General features: G+C 65.4%; 23 protein-coding genes. 15 read left to right on the top strand and 8 right to left on the bottom strand.

All coding sequences use genetic code 11. From position 1 onward, the window contains the following. The first annotated feature begins 109 nt into the window (after positions 1 to 109). The 3 genes from N878_RS03505 to cysN all read left to right on the top strand — a co-directional run bounded on the left by N878_RS03505 (position 110) and on the right by cysN (position 3,827). Positions 110 to 868 (top strand): Nif3-like dinuclear metal center hexameric protein, encoded by a 759-nt coding sequence (locus N878_RS03505; RefSeq protein WP_021442305.1) that lies wholly within the window; start codon positions 110 to 112, stop codon positions 866 to 868. Positions 869 to 1,001: 133 nt separating this feature from the next. Beyond that, the gene (gene cysD / locus N878_RS03500) at positions 1,002 to 1,919 is read left to right on the top strand and encodes a sulfate adenylyltransferase subunit CysD (RefSeq protein ID WP_021442304.1); all 918 of its coding nucleotides are present in this window, start codon (positions 1,002 to 1,004) and stop codon (positions 1,917 to 1,919) included. Between the two features lie 12 nt (positions 1,920 to 1,931). Then, positions 1,932 to 3,827, top strand: coding sequence for a sulfate adenylyltransferase subunit CysN (gene cysN, locus N878_RS03495; protein ID WP_021442303.1), 1,896 nt, complete (start codon positions 1,932 to 1,934; stop codon positions 3,825 to 3,827). Between the two features lie 279 nt (positions 3,828 to 4,106). Here the strand turns inward: cysN and N878_RS03490 are convergent, their stop codons facing one another. Continuing rightward, on the bottom strand, positions 4,107 to 4,538 hold the full coding sequence (locus N878_RS03490) for a YhcB family protein (RefSeq protein WP_031302694.1): 432 nt from the start codon (positions 4,536 to 4,538) through the stop codon (positions 4,107 to 4,109). Between the two features lie 128 nt (positions 4,539 to 4,666). Here N878_RS03490 and N878_RS03485 point away from each other — a divergent pair, with 128 nt between their 5' ends. From N878_RS03485 to zapE, 3 genes are all read left to right on the top strand, one after another. After that, positions 4,667 to 5,296, top strand: a complete 630-nt coding sequence (locus N878_RS03485; RefSeq protein WP_021442301.1) for an alpha/beta hydrolase — start codon at positions 4,667 to 4,669, stop codon at positions 5,294 to 5,296. 25 nt (positions 5,297 to 5,321) lie between these two features. Continuing rightward, positions 5,322 to 6,668 (top strand): tryptophan--tRNA ligase, encoded by a 1,347-nt coding sequence (locus N878_RS03480; RefSeq protein ID WP_021442300.1) that lies wholly within the window; start codon positions 5,322 to 5,324, stop codon positions 6,666 to 6,668. Between the two features lie 196 nt (positions 6,669 to 6,864). Continuing rightward, positions 6,865 to 7,959 carry a cell division protein ZapE gene (gene zapE / locus N878_RS03475; RefSeq protein ID WP_021442299.1) on the top strand — a complete coding sequence of 365 codons (1,095 nt, stop codon included), beginning with the start codon at positions 6,865 to 6,867 and terminating at the stop codon, positions 7,957 to 7,959. Between the two features lie 96 nt (positions 7,960 to 8,055). On the opposite strand, the gene N878_RS03470 is transcribed toward zapE, so the two are convergent. Together N878_RS03470 and N878_RS03465 are read right to left on the bottom strand one after the other, a co-directional pair. Next, positions 8,056 to 9,018 (bottom strand): hypothetical protein, encoded by a 963-nt coding sequence (locus N878_RS03470; RefSeq protein WP_021442298.1) that lies wholly within the window; start codon positions 9,016 to 9,018, stop codon positions 8,056 to 8,058. A gap of 84 nt (positions 9,019 to 9,102) precedes the next feature. Then, on the bottom strand, positions 9,103 to 10,005 hold the full coding sequence (locus N878_RS03465; RefSeq protein ID WP_177342870.1) for a GlxA family transcriptional regulator: 903 nt from the start codon (positions 10,003 to 10,005) through the stop codon (positions 9,103 to 9,105). Positions 10,006 to 10,245: 240 nt separating this feature from the next. Here N878_RS03465 and N878_RS03460 point away from each other — a divergent pair, with 240 nt between their 5' ends. Continuing rightward, positions 10,246 to 11,385 (top strand): acyl-CoA dehydrogenase family protein, encoded by a 1,140-nt coding sequence (locus N878_RS03460; RefSeq protein ID WP_021442296.1) that lies wholly within the window; start codon positions 10,246 to 10,248, stop codon positions 11,383 to 11,385. Positions 11,386 to 11,442: 57 nt separating this feature from the next. On the opposite strand, the gene N878_RS03455 is transcribed toward N878_RS03460, so the two are convergent. After that, on the bottom strand, positions 11,443 to 12,480 hold the full coding sequence (locus N878_RS03455; protein ID WP_021442295.1) for an NADP(H)-dependent aldo-keto reductase: 1,038 nt from the start codon (positions 12,478 to 12,480) through the stop codon (positions 11,443 to 11,445). 280 nt (positions 12,481 to 12,760) lie between these two features. Here N878_RS03455 and rplM point away from each other — a divergent pair, with 280 nt between their 5' ends. From rplM to N878_RS03420, 7 genes are all read left to right on the top strand, one after another. Continuing rightward, positions 12,761 to 13,189 (top strand): 50S ribosomal protein L13, encoded by a 429-nt coding sequence (gene rplM / locus N878_RS03450; protein WP_021442294.1) that lies wholly within the window; start codon positions 12,761 to 12,763, stop codon positions 13,187 to 13,189. A 14-nt stretch (positions 13,190 to 13,203) separates the two neighbouring features. Continuing rightward, positions 13,204 to 13,596 carry a 30S ribosomal protein S9 gene (gene rpsI, locus N878_RS03445; RefSeq protein WP_003242948.1) on the top strand — a complete coding sequence of 131 codons (393 nt, stop codon included), beginning with the start codon at positions 13,204 to 13,206 and terminating at the stop codon, positions 13,594 to 13,596. Positions 13,597 to 13,849: 253 nt separating this feature from the next. Then, positions 13,850 to 14,443 (top strand): ubiquinol-cytochrome c reductase iron-sulfur subunit, encoded by a 594-nt coding sequence (gene petA / locus N878_RS03440; protein WP_031302693.1) that lies wholly within the window; start codon positions 13,850 to 13,852, stop codon positions 14,441 to 14,443. Continuing rightward, positions 14,443 to 15,654: a cytochrome bc complex cytochrome b subunit gene (locus tag N878_RS03435; protein WP_021442292.1), complete on the top strand. Its 1,212-nt coding sequence runs from the start codon at positions 14,443 to 14,445 to the stop codon at positions 15,652 to 15,654. The genes petA and N878_RS03435 overlap by 1 nt, the downstream gene beginning before the upstream one ends. Further along, positions 15,654 to 16,433 carry a cytochrome c1 gene (locus N878_RS03430; protein WP_021442291.1) on the top strand — a complete coding sequence of 260 codons (780 nt, stop codon included), beginning with the start codon at positions 15,654 to 15,656 and terminating at the stop codon, positions 16,431 to 16,433. Before N878_RS03435 ends, N878_RS03430 begins: the two co-directional genes overlap by 1 nt. 167 nt (positions 16,434 to 16,600) lie before the next feature. Then, positions 16,601 to 17,218, top strand: a complete 618-nt coding sequence (locus tag N878_RS03425; protein ID WP_021442290.1) for a glutathione S-transferase N-terminal domain-containing protein — start codon at positions 16,601 to 16,603, stop codon at positions 17,216 to 17,218. Positions 17,219 to 17,231: 13 nt separating this feature from the next. Continuing rightward, positions 17,232 to 17,645 (top strand): ClpXP protease specificity-enhancing factor, encoded by a 414-nt coding sequence (locus tag N878_RS03420; protein WP_021442289.1) that lies wholly within the window; start codon positions 17,232 to 17,234, stop codon positions 17,643 to 17,645. A gap of 121 nt (positions 17,646 to 17,766) precedes the next feature. On the opposite strand, the gene N878_RS03415 is transcribed toward N878_RS03420, so the two are convergent. The 4 genes from N878_RS03415 to N878_RS03400 are packed head-to-tail and all read right to left on the bottom strand — an operon-like array spanning position 17,767 to position 21,071. Beyond that, positions 17,767 to 18,300, bottom strand: coding sequence for a BON domain-containing protein (locus tag N878_RS03415; RefSeq protein WP_021442288.1), 534 nt, complete (start codon positions 18,298 to 18,300; stop codon positions 17,767 to 17,769). After that, complete coding sequence (locus N878_RS03410) at positions 18,297 to 18,890, bottom strand: phosphoheptose isomerase (protein ID WP_021442287.1); 594 nt, start codon at positions 18,888 to 18,890, stop codon at positions 18,297 to 18,299. The genes N878_RS03415 and N878_RS03410 overlap by 4 nt, the downstream gene beginning before the upstream one ends. A gap of 25 nt (positions 18,891 to 18,915) precedes the next feature. After that, positions 18,916 to 19,266: a YraN family protein gene (locus N878_RS03405; protein WP_021442286.1), complete on the bottom strand. Its 351-nt coding sequence runs from the start codon at positions 19,264 to 19,266 to the stop codon at positions 18,916 to 18,918. Then, positions 19,263 to 21,071 carry a penicillin-binding protein activator gene (locus N878_RS03400; protein WP_021442285.1) on the bottom strand — a complete coding sequence of 603 codons (1,809 nt, stop codon included), beginning with the start codon at positions 21,069 to 21,071 and terminating at the stop codon, positions 19,263 to 19,265. The genes N878_RS03405 and N878_RS03400 overlap by 4 nt, the downstream gene beginning before the upstream one ends. A gap of 89 nt (positions 21,072 to 21,160) precedes the next feature. On the opposite strand from N878_RS03400, the gene N878_RS03395 reads away from it, so the two are divergent. Continuing rightward, positions 21,161 to 21,586 (top strand): ribosomal RNA small subunit methyltransferase I (locus N878_RS03395; RefSeq protein ID WP_036987304.1); only part of this gene is annotated, 426 nt, incomplete at its 3' end.

Raw genomic sequence — 21,586 nt, 5'->3', positions numbered from 1 at the left:
AGACGATCTCTGAGAGTTGCGAGGGGCCAAGGTGCCCCTTAAGGTGGCGCATTATAGAGAGGTGCCGGCCAATAAGGCAGCGGCCCGCAACAGCTTGTGAGGAAACCCCATGGCCATTGCCTTGTCTACCCTGGTCGCCGAAGCCGATGCCTATCTGGGCGCCGCGCGCATCGCCGATTACTGCCCCAACGGCCTGCAGGTCGAGGGGCGGCCGCAGGTGCGTCGCATCGTCAGCGGCGTCACCGCCAGCCAGGCGCTGATCGAGGCGGCCATCGACGCCGAGGCCGACGTGCTGCTGGTGCACCACGGCTACTTCTGGAAGGGCGAGAACCCTTGCGTCACCGGTATGAAGCAGCGCCGGCTGAAGGCACTGCTGGCTGCCGACATCAGCCTGCTGGCCTATCACCTGCCGCTGGATCTGCACCCCGAGGTGGGCAACAACGTGCAACTGGCGCGCCAGCTCGGCATCGTCGTCGAAGGCCCGCTGGAGCCGGACAACCCGCGCACCGTTGGCCTGGTGGGGTCGCTGGAGGAGCCGATGAGCGCCGCCGATTTCGCTCGCCAGGTGCAACAGGCGCTCGGCCGCGAGCCGCTGCTGGTGGAGGGCGAGGGACTGATCCGCCGGGTTGGCTGGTGTACAGGCGGCGGTCAGGGCTACATCGACCAGGCCATCGCCGCCGGCGCCGACCTGTACCTGACCGGCGAAGCCTCCGAGCAGACCTTCCACAGCGCGCGGGAGAACGGCATCGCCTTCATCGCCGCCGGCCACCACGCCACCGAGCGCTACGGCGTGCAGGCGTTGGGCGACTACCTGGCGCGGCGCTTCGCCCTCGAACACCTGTTTATCGACTGCCCGAATCCGATCTGAGCGCGCTTTCTTGCGGGTATAAAACTAGACCTTTTCGATCTAAGTAGCGTCCTGATTAGAAGTTGGCGCTGTGCTAGAGTGCGCCCTCGTCCACGGCCCGCCGGCCCAATTACACAGCAAACCGTGAGTAGCCATGCTCGATAAACTGACCCACCTGAAGCAGCTGGAGGCGGAAAGTATCCACATCATTCGTGAAGTGGCCGCCGAATTCGACAACCCGGTAATGCTCTATTCCATCGGTAAAGACTCTGCCGTGATGCTGCACCTGGCGCGCAAGGCGTTCTTTCCCGGCAAGCTGCCGTTCCCGGTGATGCACGTCGACACCCGCTGGAAATTCCAGGAGATGTACCGCTTCCGCGACAAGATGGTCAGCGAGATGGGCCTGGACCTGATCACCCACATCAACCCCGATGGCGTGGCGCAGGACATGAACCCCTTCACCTACGGCAGTGCCAAGCACACCGACGTGATGAAGACCGAGGGTCTCAAGCAGGCACTGGACAAGTACGGCTTCGACGCCGCCTTCGGTGGCGCGCGTCGCGACGAGGAAAAATCCCGCGCCAAGGAGCGCGTGTATTCCTTCCGCGACAGCAAGCACCGCTGGGACCCGAAGAACCAGCGTCCCGAGCTGTGGAACGTGTACAACGGCAAGGTCAAGAAGGGCGAGTCGATCCGCGTGTTCCCGCTATCGAACTGGACCGAGCTGGACATCTGGCAGTACATCTACCTGGAGCAGATCCCGATCGTGCCGCTGTACTTCGCCGCCGAGCGCGAAGTGATCGAGAGGAACGGCACCCTGATCATGATCGACGACGAGCGCATCCTCGAGCACCTGTCGGACGAGGAGAAGGCGCGCATCACCAAGAAGATGGTGCGCTTCCGCACCCTGGGCTGCTACCCGCTGACCGGCGCGGTGGAGTCCACCGCGGCGACCCTGCCGGACATCATCCAGGAAATGCTCCTGACTCGTACTTCCGAACGCCAGGGCCGGGTGATCGACCACGACGCCGCCGGCTCGATGGAAGAGAAAAAACGCCAGGGCTACTTCTAAGGATTCCGCACCATGAGTCATCAATCCGATTTGATCAGCGAGGACATCCTCGCCTACCTGGCCCAGCACGAACGCAAGGAACTGCTGCGCTTCCTCACCTGCGGCAACGTCGACGACGGCAAGAGCACCCTGATCGGGCGCCTGCTGCACGACTCCAAGATGATCTATGAAGACCATCTGGAAGCCATCAGCCGCGACTCGAAGAAGGTCGGCACCACCGGCGACGACATCGACCTGGCGCTGCTGGTCGACGGCCTGCAGGCCGAGCGCGAGCAGGGCATCACCATCGACGTGGCCTACCGCTATTTCAGTACGGCCAAGCGCAAGTTCATCATCGCCGACACCCCCGGCCATGAGCAGTACACCCGCAACATGGCCACCGGCGCGTCCACCTGCGACCTGGCGATCATCCTGATCGACGCCCGTTACGGCGTGCAGACCCAGACCAAGCGCCACAGCTTCATCGCCTCCCTGCTGGGCATCAAGCACATCGTCGTCGCGGTCAACAAGATGGACCTCAAGGACTTCGACCAGGGCGTGTTCGAGTCGATCAAGGCCGACTACCTGGCCTTCGCCGACAAGATCAGCCTCAAGCCCAGTACGCTGCATTTCGTCCCCATGTCGGCGCTCAAGGGCGACAACGTGGTCAACAAGTCCGAGCGCTCGCCCTGGTACGACGGCCAGTCGCTGATGGAAATCCTCGAGACCGTGGAAGTGGCGGGCGACCGCAATTTCGACGACCTGCGCTTCCCGGTGCAGTACGTCAACCGCCCCAACCTCAACTTCCGCGGCTTCGCCGGCACCCTGGCCAGCGGCATCGTGCGCAAGGGCGACGAAGTGATGGCGCTGCCGTCGGGCAAGACCAGCAAGGTCAAGTCCATCGTCACCTTCGAGGGCGAGCTGGAGCACGCCGGCCCCGGCCAGGCCATCACCCTGACCCTGGAAGACGAGATCGACGTGTCGCGCGGCGACATGCTGGTGCACGCCGACAACCGTCCGCAGGTCACCGACAGCTTCGAGGCCATGCTGGTGTGGATGGGCGAAGAGCCGATGCTGCCGGGCAAGAAGTACGACATCAAGCGCGCCACCAGCTACGTGCCGGGCTCGATCCCGAGCATCGTGCACCGCGTCGACGTCAACACCCTGGAGCAGGGCGCGGCCAGCGAACTGAAGCTCAACGAGATCGGCCGGGTCAAGGTCGCCCTGGATGCGCCCATTGCCCTCGACGGCTACGAGCACAACCGCACCACCGGCGCCTTTATCGTTATCGACCGCCTGACCAACGGTACCGTCGGCGCGGGCATGATCATTGCCGATCCGGTCGGCCATGGCGGCGGCCAGCACGGCCGTCTGGCCCATGTGTCGACCGAGGAGCGCGCCGCGCGCTTCGGCCAGCAGCCGGCCACCGTGCTGTTCAGCGGCCTGTCCGGCGCCGGCAAGAGCACCCTGGCCTACGCCGTGGAGCGCAAGCTGTTCGACATGGGCCGCGCCGTCTACGTGCTCGATGGCCAGAACCTGCGCCACGACCTGAACAAGGGCCTGCCGCAGGATCGCGCCGGGCGTACCGAGAACTGGCGTCGCGCCGCCCATGTGGCGCGCCAGTTCAATGAGGCCGGCCTGCTGACCCTGGCCGCCTTCGTCGCCCCGGATGCCGAGGGCCGCGAGCAGGCCAAGGCGCTGATCGGCGGCGAGCGCCTGCTCACCGTCTACGTGCAGGCCTCGCCGCAGGTCTGCCGCGAACGCGACCCGCAGGGCCTGTATGCCGCCGCCGGCGACAACATCCCCGGCGAGTCCTTCGCCTACGACGTGCCGCTGGACGCCGATCTGGTGATCGACACCCAGACCGTGTCGGTGGAAGAGGGCGTCAAGCAGGTGCTGCAGTTGCTGCGTAGCCGCGGCGCCATCTAAAGGCCTGCGCGCAATGCAAAAAGCCCCGCTCGCCAGCGGGGCTTTTTGTTGGCTGCGCTTTCGTGGCGCGTAACGGGCGAGGTCCACCTGGCCTGTCGATGCGCAGAACCGGCCTCCGCAGGTGCGAATCTATTCGCGATTGCGCGGTGAATTTCGCGGATACACCTGCGCCTTGGCGGCCATCCAGGGTGCCCGGGTCGAGCCTTCCCGGATTGCATCCGGACTACAAGGCCAATAAAAAGCCCCGCAATAGCGGGGCTCCCTGTCTTGGCCGAGGGGTTACTTCTTCAACCCGTAGCTCTCGTCCAGCATGCCGGGACCGTCGCTTTTCGGCGCGTAGTCCTTGGGCATTTCGTAGTTCTTCGGCGGGGTCAGGCGCTCACGCTTCTCGCCGCCTTCGCTGCTGCTGAGGGCGGCCAGCAGACGCTGGCGGGTCAGTTCGTCCAGGGCCAGACGATTGGCGCCGTCGGACAGGTGCTCCTGCACGTCCTGGTAGCTCTGGGTGAGTTTCTTCACCAGGCTGGCGGTGGTGTTGAAGTGGGTCACCACTTCGTTCTGGTAGGCCTCGAAGCGTGCCTGCATTTCTTCCATCTGCCGCTGCGTGCGGCTCGGTGCGGCGCTGGGCGCCAGGCGAGCGATCAGAAAGCCGACGGCAATGCCGACCACCAGGGTCAGGGCGGGTATCAACCAGGCTGTAAGGGTCTGTTCCACGAGTCCTTCCTCTCAAAACGGCTTTGCTTTACGTTAGCGGCTCGAACCTGCGCTGTATACGGCTATGCCGTGCCGCGCAGACAGTTTGCTAGACGAGTCGACCCGATCCGGGGTCACGGAGTTCTCTGTTGCTCAACCGCGAAACCGCCGTTTTTATCCCTGGCCCCGTCGGCCAGCTCGAAGCCCTTTTTCTCGAAGTGCCCGACGCCCGCGGCGTGGCGCTGATCTGCCACCCCAATCCGGTGCAGGGCGGCACCATGCTCAACAAGGTGGTTTCCACCCTGCAACGCAGCGCCCGCGACTGCGGCCTGCATACCCTGCGCTTCAATTATCGCGGCGTCGGCGCCAGTGCCGGCAGCCATGACATGGGCAGCGGCGAGGTGGACGACGCCGAAGCGGTGGCCGCCTGGCTGCGCGAAGGGTACCCGGATCTGCCGCTCACCCTGCTCGGGTTCTCCTTCGGCGGTTTCGTCGCCGCCGCGCTGGGAGCGCGTCTGGAGCGCCAGGGCGTGGCGCTGGACAAGCTGTTTATGGTGGCGCCGGCGGTGCACCGGCTGACCGCCGACAATCCGCCGGCGGCCACTTGCCCGCTGGTGCTGATCCAGCCGGACGCCGACGAAGTGGTCGAGCCGCAGGCGGTGTACGACTGGTCGGCGAACCTTGGGCGTGCCCACGAGCTGCTGAAAGTGGCAGAATGCGGCCACTTCTTTCACGGCAAGCTGACCGATCTGAAGGATCTGCTGTTGCCGCGTCTCTGAACCAGCTGTACGACAAGCGAACGCCATGACCACCCGTATCCTCACCGGCATCACCACCACCGGCACCCCGCACCTGGGCAACTACGCCGGCGCCATCCGCCCGGCCATAGTCGCCAGCCGCGCCGCGGATGCCGATTCCTTCTACTTCCTCGCCGACTACCATGCGCTGATCAAGTGCGACGACCCGGCGCGCATCCAGCGCTCGCGTCTGGAGATCGCCGCCACCTGGCTGGCGCTGGGCCTGGACGTGAACAAGGCGACCTTCTACCGCCAGTCCGACATTCCCGAGATTCCCGAGCTGTGCTGGCTGCTCACCTGCGTCGCCGGCAAGGGCCTGCTCAATCGCGCCCACGCCTACAAGGCGTCGGTGGACAAGAACGTCGAGGCCGGCGAAGACCCGGACGCCGGCATCACCATGGGCCTGTTCAGCTACCCGGTGCTGATGGCGGCGGACATCCTGATGTTCAACGCGCACAGGGTGCCGGTCGGCCGTGACCAGATCCAACACGTGGAGATGGCCCGCGACATCGGCCAGCGCTTCAACCACCTGTTCGGCGCCGGTCGCGAGCTGTTCACCCTGCCCGAGGCGGTGATCGAGGAGGAGGTGGCGACCCTGCCCGGCCTCGACGGCCGCAAGATGAGCAAGAGCTACGACAACACCATCCCGCTGTTCGGTAGCGCCAAGCAGCTCAAGGACGCCATCGCCCGCATCGTCACCGACTCGCGCCTGCCGGGCGAACCCAAGGACGCCGACGGCTCGCACCTGTTCACCCTGTACCAGGCCTTCGCCACCCCGGCGCAGCAGGCCGAGTTCCGCGCCGAGCTGGAAGGCGGCCTGGCCTGGGGCGAGGCGAAGAATCGCCTGTACCAGCTGCTGGAAAACGAGCTGGGCGAGGCGCGCGAGCGCTACAACGCGCTGATCGCCAGGCCCGCCGATCTGGAGGACATCCTCCTGGCCGGCGCCGCCAAGGCGCGCAAGATTGCCACGCCCTTCCTCGGCGAGCTGCGCGAGGCGGTGGGCCTGCGTTCGTTCCGCGAGCAGGTGCAAACCGCCTCCGGCGAGAAGAAGAAGGCGGCCAAGAGCGCGCGCTTCGTCAGCTTCCGCGACGACGACGGCAGCTTCCGCTTCCGCCTGCTGGACGCCGCTGGCGAGCAGCTGTTGCTGTCGAAAGCCTTCGCCGATGGCAAGTCGGCCGGCATGGTCAATAAGCGCCTGCAGTCCGGCGAACCACTGGATGTGCGCGCCGAAGGGCAGGGCTTCGGCGTCTGGCTTGATGACGAATGCGTGGCGAGCAGCCCCGAGTTCGCCGATGCCGTGGCGCTGGACGCCGCCATCGCCCGTCTGCGCGAGGCGTTGGCGACGCAGGAATGATGTCGCCCGGATGGCAGCCGGGCGACGGCCTGACGCCGTAGGTTGGGTTGAGGCGCGTAGCGACGAAGCCCAACGGCTCATGGCATGCCGTTGCCGGTCGTTGGGCTGCGCTGCGCTCAGCCCAACCTGCGATTGCCAATCCACGGGGGCGTCGCTAAAGTGACGCCCCCGTTTTTACTTGCCCGGCTAACGAATCATGACTCCTTTCGAGCGCTATCAGGCCGACCTCCAGCGGCCCGACTTCTTCCATGATGCGGCCCAGGAAAACGCCGTGCGCCACCTGCAGCGGCTGTACGACGAGCTGGTCGCCGCCGACCAGGGCAAGGGCGGTCTGCTCGGCAAGCTGTTCGGCAAGAAGCCGCAGGGGCCGGTCAAGGGCATCTATTTCTGGGGCGGCGTCGGGCGCGGCAAGACCTACCTGGTCGATACCTTCTTCGACGCGCTGCCCTTCGAGCGGAAGATGCGCACCCACTTCCACCGCTTCATGAAGCGCGTGCACGAGGAGATGCGTACCCTCAAGGGCGAGAAGAACCCGCTGACCATCATCGGCCGGCGCTTCGCCGACGAGGCGCGGGTGATCTGCTTCGACGAGTTCTTCGTCAGCGATATCACCGATGCGATGATCCTCGCCACCCTGCTGGAGGAGCTGTTCAAGAACGGCGTGTCGCTGGTGGCCACCTCCAACATCGTGCCGGACGGCCTGTACAAGGACGGCCTGCAGCGCGCGCGCTTCCTGCCGGCCATCGCCCTGCTCAAGCAGCACACCGACATCGTCAACGTCGACAGCGGCGTCGACTACCGCCTGCGCGCGCTGGAGCAGGCCGAGCTGTTCCACTTCCCGCTGGACGCCGAGGCCGAGGTCAGCCTGGACAAGAGCTTCAGGAGCCTGCTGCCGGAGCACTGCTCGGTGCAGGAGCACGAGGCGCTGATGATCGAGAACCGCCCCATAGTTGCGCGCAAGGTCGGCGACGACGTGGCCTGGTTCGAGTTCCGCGAGCTGTGCGACGGACCGCGCAGCCAGAACGACTACATCGAGCTGGGCAAGATCTTCCACGCGGTGATCCTGGCCAACGTCGAGCAGATGAGCACCGCCAAGGACGACATGGCGCGGCGCTTCATCAACCTGGTGGACGAGTTCTACGACCGCAACGTCAAGCTGATCATCTCCGCCGAGGTGGAGCTGAAGGACCTGTACACCGGCGGCCGCCTGACCTTCGAGTTCCAGCGCACCCTCAGCCGCCTGCTGGAGATGCAGTCGCACGAGTTCCTGTCGCGGCCGCACAAGCCCTGATGGCTTGCGCAGCATGAAAAAAGGCGACCCGAGTGGTCGCCTTTTTCGTATTGGCTGGTGCGCGCGGCGATCCGGATGGGGGGCGCTGCCGGCGGCTCAGTGCTTAGCCAGCTGCTGCTGGTACTGGGCGAGCATCTTCTGCGCGTGGGCCACTTCCAGCGCCTCCATGGCGTTGATCGGCGTGATCGCCACGGCGCGCTCGAGGTGCTCGACGACCTTGTCGTGCTGGTCGTCGCCGTACACGTAGGTCAGCGCGTTGGCGTATTCGTAATGGCCGATCGGCAGGTCGTCGCGGGCCTGGAAGCTGCGGCTGAAGTATTTCTCCATATTGTCCGCGCTGACCCCGTAGGTCATCTTGCCCACCAGCTTGCCCACCTTGCGGATCACCCCGGCCTCGTAGCCGCCGTACAGCGCCAGGGCGAAGGGCTGCTGCGGCTGCTTGGCCAGCAGCGCCTCGAGCTCGTCGGGGATCTGCGAGGTGTAACCGCGTTTGAGCACCACCGGCACCGACAGCTCCTCGCCCAGGCGCGCCTTGGCGTAGACCCGGCCGAACTGGGCGACGGTGTCGGCCTGCACCAGTTCGCCGGCCTCGTCGGTGTAGGCGATCACTTCTTCCAGCAGGCGATGCTTCTCGGCCTGCTCCGGCACCAGGAACATGGCGTAGATCACCTGGGCGAACAGCGCCGGGATCTGCCCGCCGACGCCCAGGGCCAGGCCCTGCTCCTTGGCCTGGGCGAAGTCGCCGCGGAACATCAGGCGCCAGACCTGCTGCAGTTTCTGCGCATAGACCTCGGCCTCTTCCGGCTTGCCGGTGAAGCCGATATCGGCGCCGACGGTCTTCTCCAGCGCCTGCGGATGGCGGCTGGCCATGCTCACCACCCAGTCGGCGTCGGGGAAGGGGTAGTCGCCGAAGCCGCGGGTCAGCTGCGGCCAGGCCTGGCGCAGCTTGTCGCCGCTGTAGTCGTAGGCGCTCTGGTCGAGCGGGAAGGGCTTCCAGTTGTCGTCCGCCACGGCGGTGAGGCTGCAGGCGGCAAGCAGGGCGATAAGGGTGCGGCGCATGGCGATGGACCTGTTGTTGTTATCAGTGTCCCGATCATAGGCCGGCGTCACCTGTGGCCAACCTAACCAAGGGTGGGTGGCTGTTCAGTGGCTGTCCTTGTGCTGGAACTGGCGGCGGTACTGATTCGGCGACAGCTCGGTGTGCTGGCGGAACAAGCGGGCGAAGAAGCTGGCGTCGTCGTAACCGACCTCGTAGCTGATGGTCTTGATGCTCTTGCGGGTGGAGGACAGCAGGCTCTTGGCGGTCTCGATGCGCAGGCGCTGCAGGTAGTGCAGCGGCTTGTCGCCCGTTGCACCTTGGAACCGGCGCATGAAGTTGCGGATGCTCATGCCGTGCTCGCGGGCCACGTCCTCGAAGCGGAACTTGTCGGCGTAGTGTTCCTCCAGCCAGTGCTGGATCTGCAGCACGGTGACGTCCTGGTGCAGCTTCTGGCCGCCGAAGCCGATGCGCCCCGGGGTGTAGCTGCGCTGCACCTCGTAGAGGATGTCGCGGGCCACGCCCTGGGCCACGCCGGCGCCACAGTAGCGCTCGATCAGGTAGATATAGAGGTCGCAGGCCGAGGTGACGCCGCCGGCACAGTACAGGTTGTCGGCATCGGACAGGTGCTTGTCCTGGTTGAGCAGCACCCTGGGGAAGCGCTCGGCGAATTCGCGGAAGAAACGCCAGTAGGTGGTCGCCTCCTTGCCGTCGAGCAGGCCGGCCTCGGCCATCCAGAACACCCCGCTGGCCTCGCCGCAGATCGCCGTGCCGGCCGCGTGCTGGCGTTTGAGCCAGTCCAGCACCTGCGGATAGCGGCGGCTGAGGGCGTCGAAGTCGTCCCAGAAGGCCGGCAGGATGATCACGTCGCAGGCCTCCAGGCCGCCGTCCACCGGCACCTGCACCTTGCTGAAGCTATTCACCGGCAGGCCGTCCGGGCTGACCAGGTGGATCTCGAACGGTGGCTCATGGCCCAGGCCCTGCTGCTTGGCGTAACGGATGCCGGCCATATGGAAGAAGTCCTTGGCCTGCATCAGGGTGGAGGCGAATACGCCGTCGGTGGCGAGGATGCTGACGCGGCGCAGCGGGGCATTGGATTGGATAGGCATAGATATTGTTCTTTTTAGGGCTAAGCGGTCATGCGACGGCTGGATCGTCTTATTTTTTGGCGCTTGTGTCCAGTGTGACCAAGCGTTTGCTTGGCTAAAGTCGAGGCCACTGTCCCCAAGGTCTCAGACACAGGTAGCGCCATGATCCCCAGAACGATTTTCAGCTCCGACCATGAACTGTTCCGCGACAGCGTGCGCAAGTTCCTCGAGCAGGAAGCGGTGCCTTTTCATGCACAGTGGGAAAAGGACGGTCATGTCGACCGCGCGCTGTGGAACAAGGCCGGCGAGGCCGGCATGCTCTGCTCGCACATCCCCGAGGAATACGGCGGCATGGCCGCAGACTTCCTCTACAGCGCCGTGGTGATCGAGGAGATCGGCCGTCTGGGCCTGACCGGCATCGGCTTCTCCCTGCACTCGGACATAGTCGCACCCTACATCCTGCATTACGGCAGCGAGGCGCAGAAGCAGTATTACCTGCCCAAGCTGGTCAGCGGCGAGCTGGTCACCGCCATCGCCATGACCGAGCCGGGCGCCGGCTCCGACCTGCAGGGGGTGAAGACCACCGCGGTGCTGGACGGCGACGAGTACGTGATCAACGGCTCGAAGACCTTTATCACCAACGGCTGGCTGGCCGACCTGGTCATCGTGGTGGCCAAGACCGATCCCAAGGCCGGGGCCAAGGGCACCAGCCTGTTCCTGGTGGAGGCGGGTACGCCGGGTTTCGCCAAGGGCAAGCGCCTGGAGAAGGTGGGCATGAAGGCGCAGGACACCTCCGAGCTGTTCTTCCAGGACGTGCGCGTCCCCAAGGAAAACCTGCTGGGGCAGGCCGGCATGGGCTTCGCCTACCTGATGCAGGAGCTGCCGCAGGAGCGCCTGACCGTCGGCGTCGGCGCCCTGGCCTCGGCCGAGGCGGCGCTGCAGTGGACGCTGGACTACACCCGCGAGCGCAAGGCGTTCGGCAAGGCGGTGGCGGACTTCCAGAACACCCGCTTCAAGCTGGCCGAGATGGCCACCGAGATCCAGGTCGGCCGGGTGTTCGTCGACCGCTGCCTGGAGCTGCATCTGCAGGGCAAGCTGGACGTGCCCACCGCGGCGATGCTCAAGTACTGGGGCACCGACCTGCAGTGCAAGGTGCTCGACGAGTGCGTGCAGCTGCACGGCGGCTACGGCTACATGTGGGAATACCCGGTGGCGCGCGCCTGGGCCGACGCGCGGGTGCAGCGCATCTACGCCGGCACCAACGAGATCATGAAGGAAATCATCGCCCGCTCGCTGGTCTGAGTGCGGTGATGGCAAGAAAAAGCCCGGCATTGCCGGGCTTTTTCGTTTGAGTCGGGATCAGGGCGCCGGGTTGGGCTGCGCCTTGTGGATCGCCTCGATGCCGGCCAGCACGTCCTCGGAGAGTCGCAGCTCGGCGCTGGCCAGGTTGCTGTCCAGTTGCGTCAGGCTGGTGGCGCCGATGATGTTGCTGGTGACGAAGGGCTGTGCGATTACGAAGGCCAGGGCCATCTGCGCCGGATCCAGGCCGTGTGCGCGGGCCAGGGCGACGTAGCGCGAGCAGGCCGCCTCCGATTGCGGGTTGGTGTAGCGGGTGAAGCGGCTGAACATGCTGATGCGCGCGCCGGCCGGCCGCGCGCCGCCCTCGTACTTGCCGCTGAGCATGCCGAAGGCCAGCGGCGAGTAGGCCAGCAGGCCGCACTGCTCGCGCATCGCCACCTCCGCCAGGCCCACCTCGAAGCTGCGGTTGAGCAGGTTGTAGGGGTTCTGGATCGACACAGCACGCGGCCAGCCGCGGCTCTCGGCCAGTTGCAGGAATTTCATGGTACCCCAGGGCGTCTCGTTGGACAGGCCGATGTGGCGGATCTTGCCGGCCTTGACCTGCTCGTCGAGCACTTGCAGGGTTTCTTCCAGCGGCGTGAAGTCCGCTTCCTGATGCTGGTAGCCGAGCTGGCCGAAGAAGTTGGTCGGGCGTTCCGGCCAGTGCAGTTGGTAGAGGTCGAGCCAGTCGGTCTGCAGGCGTTTCAGGCTTGCGTCCAGCGCCGCGACTATATTCGCGCGGTCGAATTTCAACTGGCCGCCGCGGATATGGCCGATGCCGTTGCCGGGGCCGGCGATCTTGCTCGCCAGAATCCAGTCGGCGCGGTCGCCCCGCTGCCTGAAGTAGCTGCCGATGATCTGTTCGGTGCGGCTGTAGGTCTCGGCGCGCGGCGGCACCGGGTACATCTCGGCGGTATCCATGAAATTGATGCCGCAGGCCTTGGCGCGCTCGATCTGGGCATGGCCCTCGGCCTCGCTGTTCTGTTCGCCCCAGGTCATGGTGCCCAGGCAGAGGGCGCTGACCCTGAGGTCGGTACGGCCCAGCTGACGGTATTCCATTGCTGACTCCTAGTTTTCGACTGCAGGTGAGAGGGTGCATCAAAGCAGGTTGCTATTTTCGCTGCAATCGGCATAATTCCGCGGCTCTCGACGCGGGAACGCCTAGCTCGCTGACAGAGAAGGTGGGGATGCCTAGCCCGCCGAACACCCCGCCGTAGCGGACGCGCTGACCCGAGCCCCCGATAGCGTCTGTTTCCGGCCGTCTTTGACTTGTCAAAGCAAGCACTATTCAGTAAGATCCGCCGTCTTATTTTCAGGGCGGCCCCTGAGGCTATAGCGAATGAAGACTTTTACTGCAAAACCGGAAACTGTTAAGCGCGACTGGTACGTCGTCGACGCTGCAGGTCAGACCCTGGGTCGTCTGGCCACCGAAATCGCCAGCCGTCTGCGCGGCAAGCACAAGCCCGAGTACACCCCGCACGTCGACACTGGCGATTACATCGTCGTGATCAACGCCGAGCAGGTGCGTGTCACCGGTGCCAAGACCAGCGACAAGATGTACTACTCCCACTCCGGTTTCCCGGGCGGCATCAAGTCGATCAACTTCGAGAAGCTGATCGCTCGTGCTCCTGAGCGCGTGATCGAGACCGCGGTCAAAGGCATGCTGCCGAAGAACCCGCTGGGTCGCGACATGTACCGTAAGCTGAAGGTGTACAAGGGTGCCGTCCACCCGCACACCGCTCAGCAGCCCCAAGAACTGAAGATTTAACGGAATAGTTCATTATGTCGGCGACTCAAAACTACGGCACTGGCCGTCGCAAGACCGCAACCGCGCGCGTATTCCTGCGTCCGGGCACCGGTAACATCTCCATCAACAACCGCAGCCTGGATACCTTCTTCGGCCGCGAGACCGCTCGCATGGTCGTGCGTCAGCCGCTGGAGCTGACCGAGACCACCGAGAAGTTCGACATCTACGTTACCGTTATCGGTGGCGGTGTCAGCGGCCAGGCCGGTGCCATCCGTCACGGTATCACCCGCGCCCTGATCGAGTACGACGAGACCCTGCGCAGCCCGCTGCGTAAAGCCGGTTACGTCACTCGCGACGCCCGTGAAGTCGAGCGTAAGAAAGTCGGTCTGCGCAAGGCGCGTAAGCGTCCGCAGTACTCCAAGCGTTAATTCGCTGGCGCTTTCGAAGACGCCCAGTTTCCTTTCGGAACTGGGCGTTTTTTATGGGCGCGACAAAACGCTGCGACAACGTGCCGCAGCCGCGCAAGCCGCGCGCGACAAGGCTTTCGCCGGACTGTTCGGGGGTAATTACCTTGTCAGAAAAGGGGCTTTTCTTTACCATTTGGCGAATTTTTTGCGCGGCCCGATTTTTACTTAGTAGAGGCCTGAACAACAGGCCACAAAGCTGATGGGAGACGACTGAATGAGCAATGACGGCGTGAATGCAGGCCGACGTCGCTTCCTGGTGGCAGCCACTTCCGTGGTGGGCGCTGCCGGAGCGGTAGGTGCTGCGACTCCGTTCGTGGGGTCATGGTTCCCCAGTGCCAAGGCCAAGGCGGCCGGGGCACCGGTGAAGGTGAACGTCAGCAAGATCGAGGCGGGTCAGCAGATGGTTGCTGAGTGGCGCGGTCAGCCGGTGTTCATCGTGCGCCGTACCGAGGAGATCCTGGCCAACCTGACCAAGATCGAAGGCGGCATGGCCGACCCCGAATCCGCTGCCTCGGTGCAGCCGGAGTACGTCGACAAGAAGACCCGTTCGATCAAGCCCGAGCTGCTGGTGCTGGTCGGCCTGTGCACCCACCTGGGCTGCGCACCGTCCTTCCGCCCGGAAGTGGCCCCGGCCGACCTCGGTCCGGATTGGGTCGGTGGCTATTTCTGCCCCTGCCACGGTTCGCGCTACGACCTCGCCGGCCGCGTCTACAAGGCTCAGCCCGCGCCGTTGAACCTGCCAGTGCCGCCGCACACCTACGAGACGGATGATGTGATCATCATCGGTGTGGACCAGGAGAACGCCTGATGAGCAAATTCATGGAATGGGTGGATGCGCGCTTCCCCGCCACCAAGATGTGGGAAGACCATCTGTCCAAGTACTACGCACCGAAGAACTTCAATTTCTTCTACTTCTTCGGCTCCCTGGCGCTGCTGGTGCTGGTCAACCAGATCGTCACCGGCATCTGGCTGACCATGAGCTTCGAGCCTTCGGCCGAGGGCGCCTTCGCCTCCGTCGAATACATCATGCGCGACGTCGAGTACGGCTGGATTCTGCGCTACCTGCACTCCACCGGCGCTTCGGCGTTCTTCGTGGTGGTCTACCTGCACATGTTCCGCGGTCTGCTCTACGGCTCCTACCAGAAGCCGCGCGAGCTGGTGTGGATCTTCGGCATGCTGATCTACCTGATGCTGATGGCCGAGGCCTTCATGGGCTACCTGCTGCCCTGGGGCCAGATGTCCTACTGGGGCGCCCAGGTGATCATCTCGCTGTTCGGCGCCATCCCGGTGATCGGCGACGACCTGACCCAGTGGATTCGCGGTGACTACCTGATTTCCGGCATCACCCTGAACCGCTTCTTCGCCCTGCACGTGATCGCCCTGCCGATCGTGATTCTCGGCCTGGTGGTGCTGCACATCCTGGCGCTGCACGAAGTCGGCTCGAACAATCCGGACGGCGTCGACATCAAGAAGAACAAGGACGAGAACGGTGTGCCGCTGGACGGCATCGCCTTCCACCCTTACTACACCGTGAAAGATATCGTCGGCGTGGTGGTGTTCCTCTTCGTGTTCTGCTTCGTGGTGTTCTTCTTCCCGGAAATGGGCGGTTACTTCCTCGAGAAGCCGAACTTCGAAGCGGCCAACCCGTTCAAGACCCCTGAGCATATCGCCCCGGTGTGGTACTTCACCCCCTACTACGCGATCCTCCGCGCGGTGCCGGACAAGCTGCTTGGCGTCATCGCCATGGGCGCGGCCATCGCGGTGCTGTTCGTCCTGCCGTGGCTCGACCGTAGCCCGGTCAAGTCCATGCGCTACAAGGGCTGGCTGAGCAAGATCTGGCTGGTGATCTTCTGCATTTCCTTCGTCATCCTCGGCGTACTGGGCGTGCTGTCGCCGACTCCGGGTCGTACCCTGCTGTCGCAGGTGTGCACCTTCCTGTACTTCGCGTACTTCATCCTGATGCCGTTCTACACCAGGATGGAGAAGACCAAACCGGTTCCGGAAAGGGTGACTGGCTGATGAAAAAGCTCTTCGCTGCATTTGTGATCGCTGCGCTGCCGGCCCTGGCCCTGGGCGCAGCCAGCAACTATCCGCTGGACAAAGTGGATATCGACCTGCGCGACAAGGCCGCCATGCAGGACGGCGCGCGCACCTTCGCCAACTACTGCATGGGCTGCCACTCGGCCCAGTACCAGCGTTACGAGCGCGTGGCCGACGACCTCGGCATTCCGCACGAGATCATGCTGGAGAACCTGGTGTTCACCGATGCCAAGATCGGCGACCACATGAAGATCGGCATGAAGCCGGACGACGCCAAGGCCTGGTTTGGTGCGGCGCCGCCCGACCTGACCCTGGTCGCCCGGGTACGCGGTAACGACTGGCTGTACACCTACCTGCGCACCTTCTACGCCGACCCGGCACGTCCGCTGGGCGCCAACAACAAGGTGTTCCCCAACGTCGGCATGCCCAACGTGCTGGTCGGTCTGCAGGGCAACCAGGTGATCGGCTGCAAGCAGGTGCAGGTGGTGGAGAACGGCAAGAAGCAGTTCGACCCGCTGACCGGCACCCCGATCACTCACGAAGCCTGCGACCAGCTGACCGTCGAGCCGAACAGCGGCAGCCTGAGCGAGGCCGAGTTCGACGAGAAGATCAAGAACCTGGTGACCTTCCTGGCCTACTCGGCCAACCCGGTCAAACTGGAGTCCCAGCGCATCGGCACCTACGTGCTGCTGTACCTGGCCTTCTTCTTCGTCTTCGCCTACCTGCTCAAGCGCGAATACTGGAAGGACGTGCACTAAGCCGCTTTACCCCTGCTGTCGACTTGCGCGCCCTATATGGGCGCGCAGGTTTTTGTGACCTGCCATCCCTGGCGGCTACCCCTGCGGGGCCGTCGCAAGCGACGTCAAAAATTGCTCCCGGCAATTTTTCCTGCTTCTGATAAATCCAAAACGCGAGGAGGATCGCCATGGCGGTGACCAATAGGTTGACCTGCTACTCCGACCCCGCCGACCACTATTCCCATCGCGTGCGTCTGGTGCTCGCCGAGAAAGGTGTCAGCGTCGAGATCGTCGATGTCGAGCTGGGCCGCTGTCCGCCCAAGCTGGCCGAACTCAATCCCTACGGCAGCGTGCCGACCCTGGTCGACCGCGACCTGGCGCTGTACGAATCGTCCGTGGTGATGGAATATCTGGATGAGCGTTACCCGCATCCGCCGCTGTTGCCGGTGTATCCGGTGGCGCGCGCCAACAGCCGCCTGCTGATGCACCGTATCCAGCGCGACTGGTGCGCCCTGGTCGACCGCATTCTCGACAAGCGCAGCAAGGAGGCCGAGCGCCAGCTGGCGCGCAAGGAGTTGCGCGAGAGCCTGACCGGCGTGTCGCCGCTGTTCGCCGACAAGCCGTTCTTTCTCAGTGACGAGTTGAGCCTGGTGGATTGCTGCCTGCTGCCGATTCTCTGGCGTTTGCCGCGGCTGGGGATCGAGTTGCCGCGACCGGCCAAGCCGCTGCTCGACTACATGGAGCGGCAGTTCGCCCGCGAGGCCTTCCAGGCCAGTCTGTCCGCCGCCGAGCGCGAAATGCGCTGAGAAGGAGAAAACCATGAATTCCAGCCGTCCCTACCTGGTGCGCGCCCTGTACGAGTGGATAGTCGACAACGACTGCACCCCGCACCTGCTGGTCAATGCCGAATACCCCGGGGTGCAGGTGCCGCCGGGCTTCGCCAGCGACGGGCAGATCGTGCTCAACGCATCGCCCGGCGCGGTGCGACACCTGCATATGGGCAATCAGGCGGTGAGCTTCGAGGGGCGCTTCGGCGGCGTGGCCCACAGCCTGTACATCCCGGCCGCGGCGATCCTGGCGATCTATGCGCGGGAGAACGGCCAGGGCATGGTCTTCGACATGGAGCCGCCGCAGGCGGACGACGAAGACGAGCAGGGTCCGGACGACGACGGCCCGTCCGGCGGCGAGCCGCCGCGGCCCAGCGGTCGGCCGAGCCTCAAGGTGGTCAAGTAGGGCTGCTGCAGGCCAGGGCAAGAAAGAGTTGCATGACAATAAAAACGGGCGCCAATGGGCGCCCGTTTTTACTTGCAGCTTGCGGGGGAGGCGGCCATCCGCCTTATGGTTTGCCGCTGCCTCAGTTGGTGTACTCGAACAGGCGCACCACCTTCTGCACCCCGGCCACGCCCTGCACCACGCGGGTGGCGGCGTTGGCTTCCTCGCGGGTCACCAGGCCGAGCAGGTAGACGATGCCGTTTTCGGTGACCACCTTGATCCGCGTGCTCGGCACCGTGGCGTCGGCGAGCATCTGGGTCTTGATCTTGGTGGTCAGCAGCGAGTCGTTGCTGCGCGCCAGCAGCGAGGCCGGTTGCTGCACCTGCAGCTCGTTATAGACCTTCTTCACCCCCTGCACGCGGCGCGCGGCCTGGGCAGCGGCGTCCTTCAGCTCGCTGCGCGGGGTCTGCCCGGCGAGCAGAATCACGCCGTTGTAGCTGGTGACGATGATCCGCGAGGTCGGGCTGGCCAGGTCGGCGTGGGCCTTGCTGACCTGGGTGGCGACATCCGGGCCGAGGAACTGGTCGTCGATCTTGTTGCCGATGCTGCGGCTGCCGCAGCCGGCCAGGCTCAGGGTAACGGCCAGGGCGGCCAGGATCAGGGCGGAACGCTTCATTCTTCACTCCCGAATAGTTGACTGTCGATCAGGTCGCAGAGGCAGTGGATGGCCAGCAGGTGGACCTCCTGGATGCGTGCGGTGACTTTGGCCGGCACGCGGATCTCCACGTCCTCGGGCAGCAGCAGCGAGGCCATGCCGCCGCCGTCGCGGCCGGTGAGGGCGACCACGGTCATCTCGCGGTCGTGGGCGGCCTGGATGGCCTGGATCACGTTGGCCGAGTTGCCGCTGGTGGAGATGGCCAGCAGCACGTCGCCGGGCTGGCCGAGGGCGCGGATCTGCTTGGAGAACACCTCGTTGTAGCTGTAGTCGTTGGCGATCGAGGTGATGGTCGAGCTGTCGGTGGTCAGGGCGATGGCCGGCAGGCTGGGGCGCTCGCGCTCGAAGCGGTTGAGCAGCTCGGAGGAGAAGTGCTGAGCATCGCCGGCCGAGCCGCCGTTGCCGCAGGAGAGAATCTTGCCCTCGTTGAGCAGGGCCTGAACCATCACCAGGCTGGCGTGCTCGATGTAGGGAACCAGGACTTCCATGGCCTGTTGCTTGGTGTCGATGCTGGCTTGGAACAGCTGGCGGATTCGGGATTGCATGTCCATCGGTTAAACCTTGAGTGTGCGGCCGTCAGGCGTCGAAGGCGTTCTTGATCCAGTCGAGGCCGGGGCCGCCGATGGCGACCACGTCGAAGCGGCAGGGGTGGCGGGCCCAGCGAGACTGCTGCTGGAGGAAGAGCTCGGCGGCCATGATCAACTTGCCGCGCTTGCGCGCATCGATACTCTCCAGGGCGCCGCCCCAGGCGCTGTGACGGCGGGCGCGGACTTCGACGAATACTACTGTATCGCCGTCGAGCATGACCAGATCGAGCTCGCCGCGGCGACAGCTCCAGTTCCGTTCGATCAAGCGCAGGCCGTTACGTTCCAGATGCTCTCGGGCTGCCTGTTCGGCGGCCCGGCCGAGCTCGTTGTGGGCACTCAATTGAGCGCGTCGGGAAGGCGCTGGACCTGGCCGCCGCGGAACTCGGCCCAGGGCAACTGGCGTTCGATGCGCTGCGCCGGGTTGAGGCTGAGGCTGCCGGACAGGCCGTCGATGCGCGACTCCGGCAGGGCCTTGAGCTGGCCCAGGCGCGGCGCCAGGCGGTAGGCGTCGACGCCCATGGCGTACAGCCGGCCGAGGCTGCCGGCGGCCTGCGGCCACTGACCGCTGACCTGCTGGCGCAGCGGATCCTGCGCGTCCAGCAGCCAGGGCGTCTCGCAGAAGCGGATGCCTTCCAGGTCCTGGTACTGCGCCTGGCTGTGGGCGCCGGTGAACAGGTGCGAGGTGGCGTACACCGGCACGTCGCCGGCGTACTGGAAGGCCAGGGTCGGTTTGATTTGCTGCGCCTGTTGCGGGGTGGCGGCGAGGAAGATGAAGTCGATGTCCTGGCGCCGCGCCGGCTGGGCGTCGAGGTTGGTGCCCAGGGTGTTCTGCAGGCGACGGGCGCGGGCCTCGCTTTCGCGCAGCTGGAACAGGTCGGCGATCTGCCGGGCCAGTTCCACCGGCTGGTCGACGTGTTCGGCGGCGATCAGGCTGCCGCCCTGGGCCTGCCAGCTCTGGCGGAAAGCTTCCAGCACGCGGTCGCCCCAGTCGCCGCGCGGCACCAGGGCCACGGCGCGGCGCATGCCGTCGTCCCAGGCGCGACGGGCCACTTCGCGGGCCTCGTCCTCGGCGGCCAGGCCGAACTGGAACAGCTGGGCCGGGCCTTCCTGGCCGGCGTCGCTGTAGTTCAGCGCCAGGGTGGTGATCGGCAGCTGCTCGCGCTCGCTGAGCTGCTTGACCAGCGGCTTCTCCAGCGGGCCGACCACCAGTTGCACGCCGTCGGCCTGGGCCTGCTGGTAGAAGGCGTCCAGCGAGCCGATGCGGGCGCTGTCGTAGAGTTGGATCTGCGGCGGGTTCTGGCCGGCCTGCTGGGCCTCGTAATGGGCGGCGAGGAAGCCGTCGCGCAGGGCGCGGGCGACGCTGGCCAGCTGACCTTCCTGGGGCAGCAGCAGGGCGATGCGGGTCAGCGGCTGGCTGGCCAGCTCGCGAAGCTTGCCCAGCGCCTCGGGCAGCTGTTCGGCGGCCGGGTGTTGCGGGTTCTGCGCGACCCATTGGTCGATGGCGGCTTGCTGCTGCTCCAGGGTGGCGCCGGCCTTGGTCACGCGCGCCAGTTCCAGCCAGCCGGCCAGGTCGCTGTCGGCGCCGGCCGAGGTCTGCGGCGGCAGGGTGGAAACCAGGGCCCAGATGCTTTCATGGTTGTCGTGGGCGGCCTGGCCGCTGAGCAGCGGGGCGATGAACACCCGCTCGCGGGCGGCGGCCAGGGCCTGGCCGTCGGCTTCCAGGGCGCGGGCGCGGACCAGTTGGGTACGGATCTGCTGCTCCACCGGCAGCTCGGCCAGGCGCTCCAGGCTGGGATGTTGCAGGGCCTGCAGGGCGCTCTTGGGCTGCTGGCGGGCCAGCGCCAGTTCGGCGTCCAGGGTGCTGGCGAAGATCTGCTGGGCTGGTGCCAGGGCGGCCAGGTCGATCTGTTCGCGGATGCGCGCGGCGCGGGCGATGTCCTTCTGCTGATAGGCCTGGTCGGCGGCGGACAGGCGCAGCAGGGCGGCCTGCTCCGGCTTGCTTTCGGCGGCCTGCTGGAGCATCTGCTCGATGCTGGCCTGTGGGGTGCGCGGCAGCTGACCCAGGGTGTTGGAGGGCGAGCTGGCGCAGGCGGCGAGCAGGCCGGCCAGGCAAAGGACGGAAAGGGGGCGCAGGCTAGCGATCATCGGGGCATCCTGGTGCTTGAGCGAATCAGGCGGCGATTGTACCCAAGCCCTGCAGTCGGTGCGATGTTGCCGGGGTGGAAGCGGCTAGAATGAGCGCTCTTTCAATTAACGAGGTGTTTCCAGTGAGTCATTCCGCCGTCGCCAGTGCTCAGCCCGGCACCCTCTACGTGGTCGCCACGCCGATCGGCAACCTGGACGACATCAGTGCCCGCGCCCTGCGAGTTCTGCGCGACGTGGCCTTGATCGCCGCCGAAGACACCCGTCACTCGGTGCGCCTGCTGCAGCATTTCGGCATCGAAACGCCGCTGGCGGCCTGCCATGAGCACAACGAGCGCGACCAGGGCGGGCGCTTTCTCGCCAAGCTGGAGGCCGGCGAGGATGTGGCGCTGATCTCCGATGCGGGCACGCCGCTGATCTCCGATCCCGGCTACCATCTGGTGCGTCAGGCGCGCGCCGCCGGCTTCGCCGTGGTGCCGGTGCCGGGGGCCTGTGCGAAGCCGGCACCACGGCGAAGC

Source organism: Pseudomonas sp. EGD-AK9, assembly GCF_000465935.2.
GTDB lineage: Bacteria > Pseudomonadota > Gammaproteobacteria > Pseudomonadales > Pseudomonadaceae > Aquipseudomonas.
The sequence above is the reverse complement of the archived record's forward strand: the minus strand, read 5'-3'. Positions and strand labels throughout refer to the sequence as shown.

Bases quoted from the DNA above. Each gene is read 5' to 3' on its own strand.
- N878_RS03505 (WP_021442305.1), top strand. From the start codon at position 110: ATGGCCATTGCCTTGTCTACCCTGGTCGCCGAAGCCGATGCCTATCTG.
- cysD (WP_021442304.1), top strand. From the start codon at position 1,002: ATGCTCGATAAACTGACCCACCTGAAGCAGCTGGAGGCGGAAAGTATC.
- cysN (WP_021442303.1), top strand. From the start codon at position 1,932: ATGAGTCATCAATCCGATTTGATCAGCGAGGACATCCTCGCCTACCTG.
- N878_RS03480 (WP_021442300.1), top strand. From the start codon at position 5,322: ATGACCACCCGTATCCTCACCGGCATCACCACCACCGGCACCCCGCAC.
- zapE (WP_021442299.1), top strand. From the start codon at position 6,865: ATGACTCCTTTCGAGCGCTATCAGGCCGACCTCCAGCGGCCCGACTTC.
- N878_RS03470 (WP_021442298.1), bottom strand. From the start codon at position 9,018: ATGCGCCGCACCCTTATCGCCCTGCTTGCCGCCTGCAGCCTCACCGCC.
- N878_RS03465 (WP_177342870.1), bottom strand. From the start codon at position 10,005: ATGGCCGGCATCCGTTACGCCAAGCAGCAGGGCCTGGGCCATGAGCCA.
- N878_RS03460 (WP_021442296.1), top strand. From the start codon at position 10,246: ATGATCCCCAGAACGATTTTCAGCTCCGACCATGAACTGTTCCGCGAC.
- N878_RS03455 (WP_021442295.1), bottom strand. From the start codon at position 12,480: ATGGAATACCGTCAGCTGGGCCGTACCGACCTCAGGGTCAGCGCCCTC.
- rplM (WP_021442294.1), top strand. From the start codon at position 12,761: ATGAAGACTTTTACTGCAAAACCGGAAACTGTTAAGCGCGACTGGTAC.
- rpsI (WP_003242948.1), top strand. From the start codon at position 13,204: ATGTCGGCGACTCAAAACTACGGCACTGGCCGTCGCAAGACCGCAACC.
- petA (WP_031302693.1), top strand. From the start codon at position 13,850: ATGAGCAATGACGGCGTGAATGCAGGCCGACGTCGCTTCCTGGTGGCA.
- N878_RS03435 (WP_021442292.1), top strand. From the start codon at position 14,443: ATGAGCAAATTCATGGAATGGGTGGATGCGCGCTTCCCCGCCACCAAG.
- N878_RS03430 (WP_021442291.1), top strand. From the start codon at position 15,654: ATGAAAAAGCTCTTCGCTGCATTTGTGATCGCTGCGCTGCCGGCCCTG.
- N878_RS03425 (WP_021442290.1), top strand. From the start codon at position 16,601: ATGGCGGTGACCAATAGGTTGACCTGCTACTCCGACCCCGCCGACCAC.
- N878_RS03420 (WP_021442289.1), top strand. From the start codon at position 17,232: ATGAATTCCAGCCGTCCCTACCTGGTGCGCGCCCTGTACGAGTGGATA.
- N878_RS03415 (WP_021442288.1), bottom strand. From the start codon at position 18,300: ATGAAGCGTTCCGCCCTGATCCTGGCCGCCCTGGCCGTTACCCTGAGC.
- N878_RS03410 (WP_021442287.1), bottom strand. From the start codon at position 18,890: ATGGACATGCAATCCCGAATCCGCCAGCTGTTCCAAGCCAGCATCGAC.
- N878_RS03400 (WP_021442285.1), bottom strand. From the start codon at position 21,071: ATGATCGCTAGCCTGCGCCCCCTTTCCGTCCTTTGCCTGGCCGGCCTG.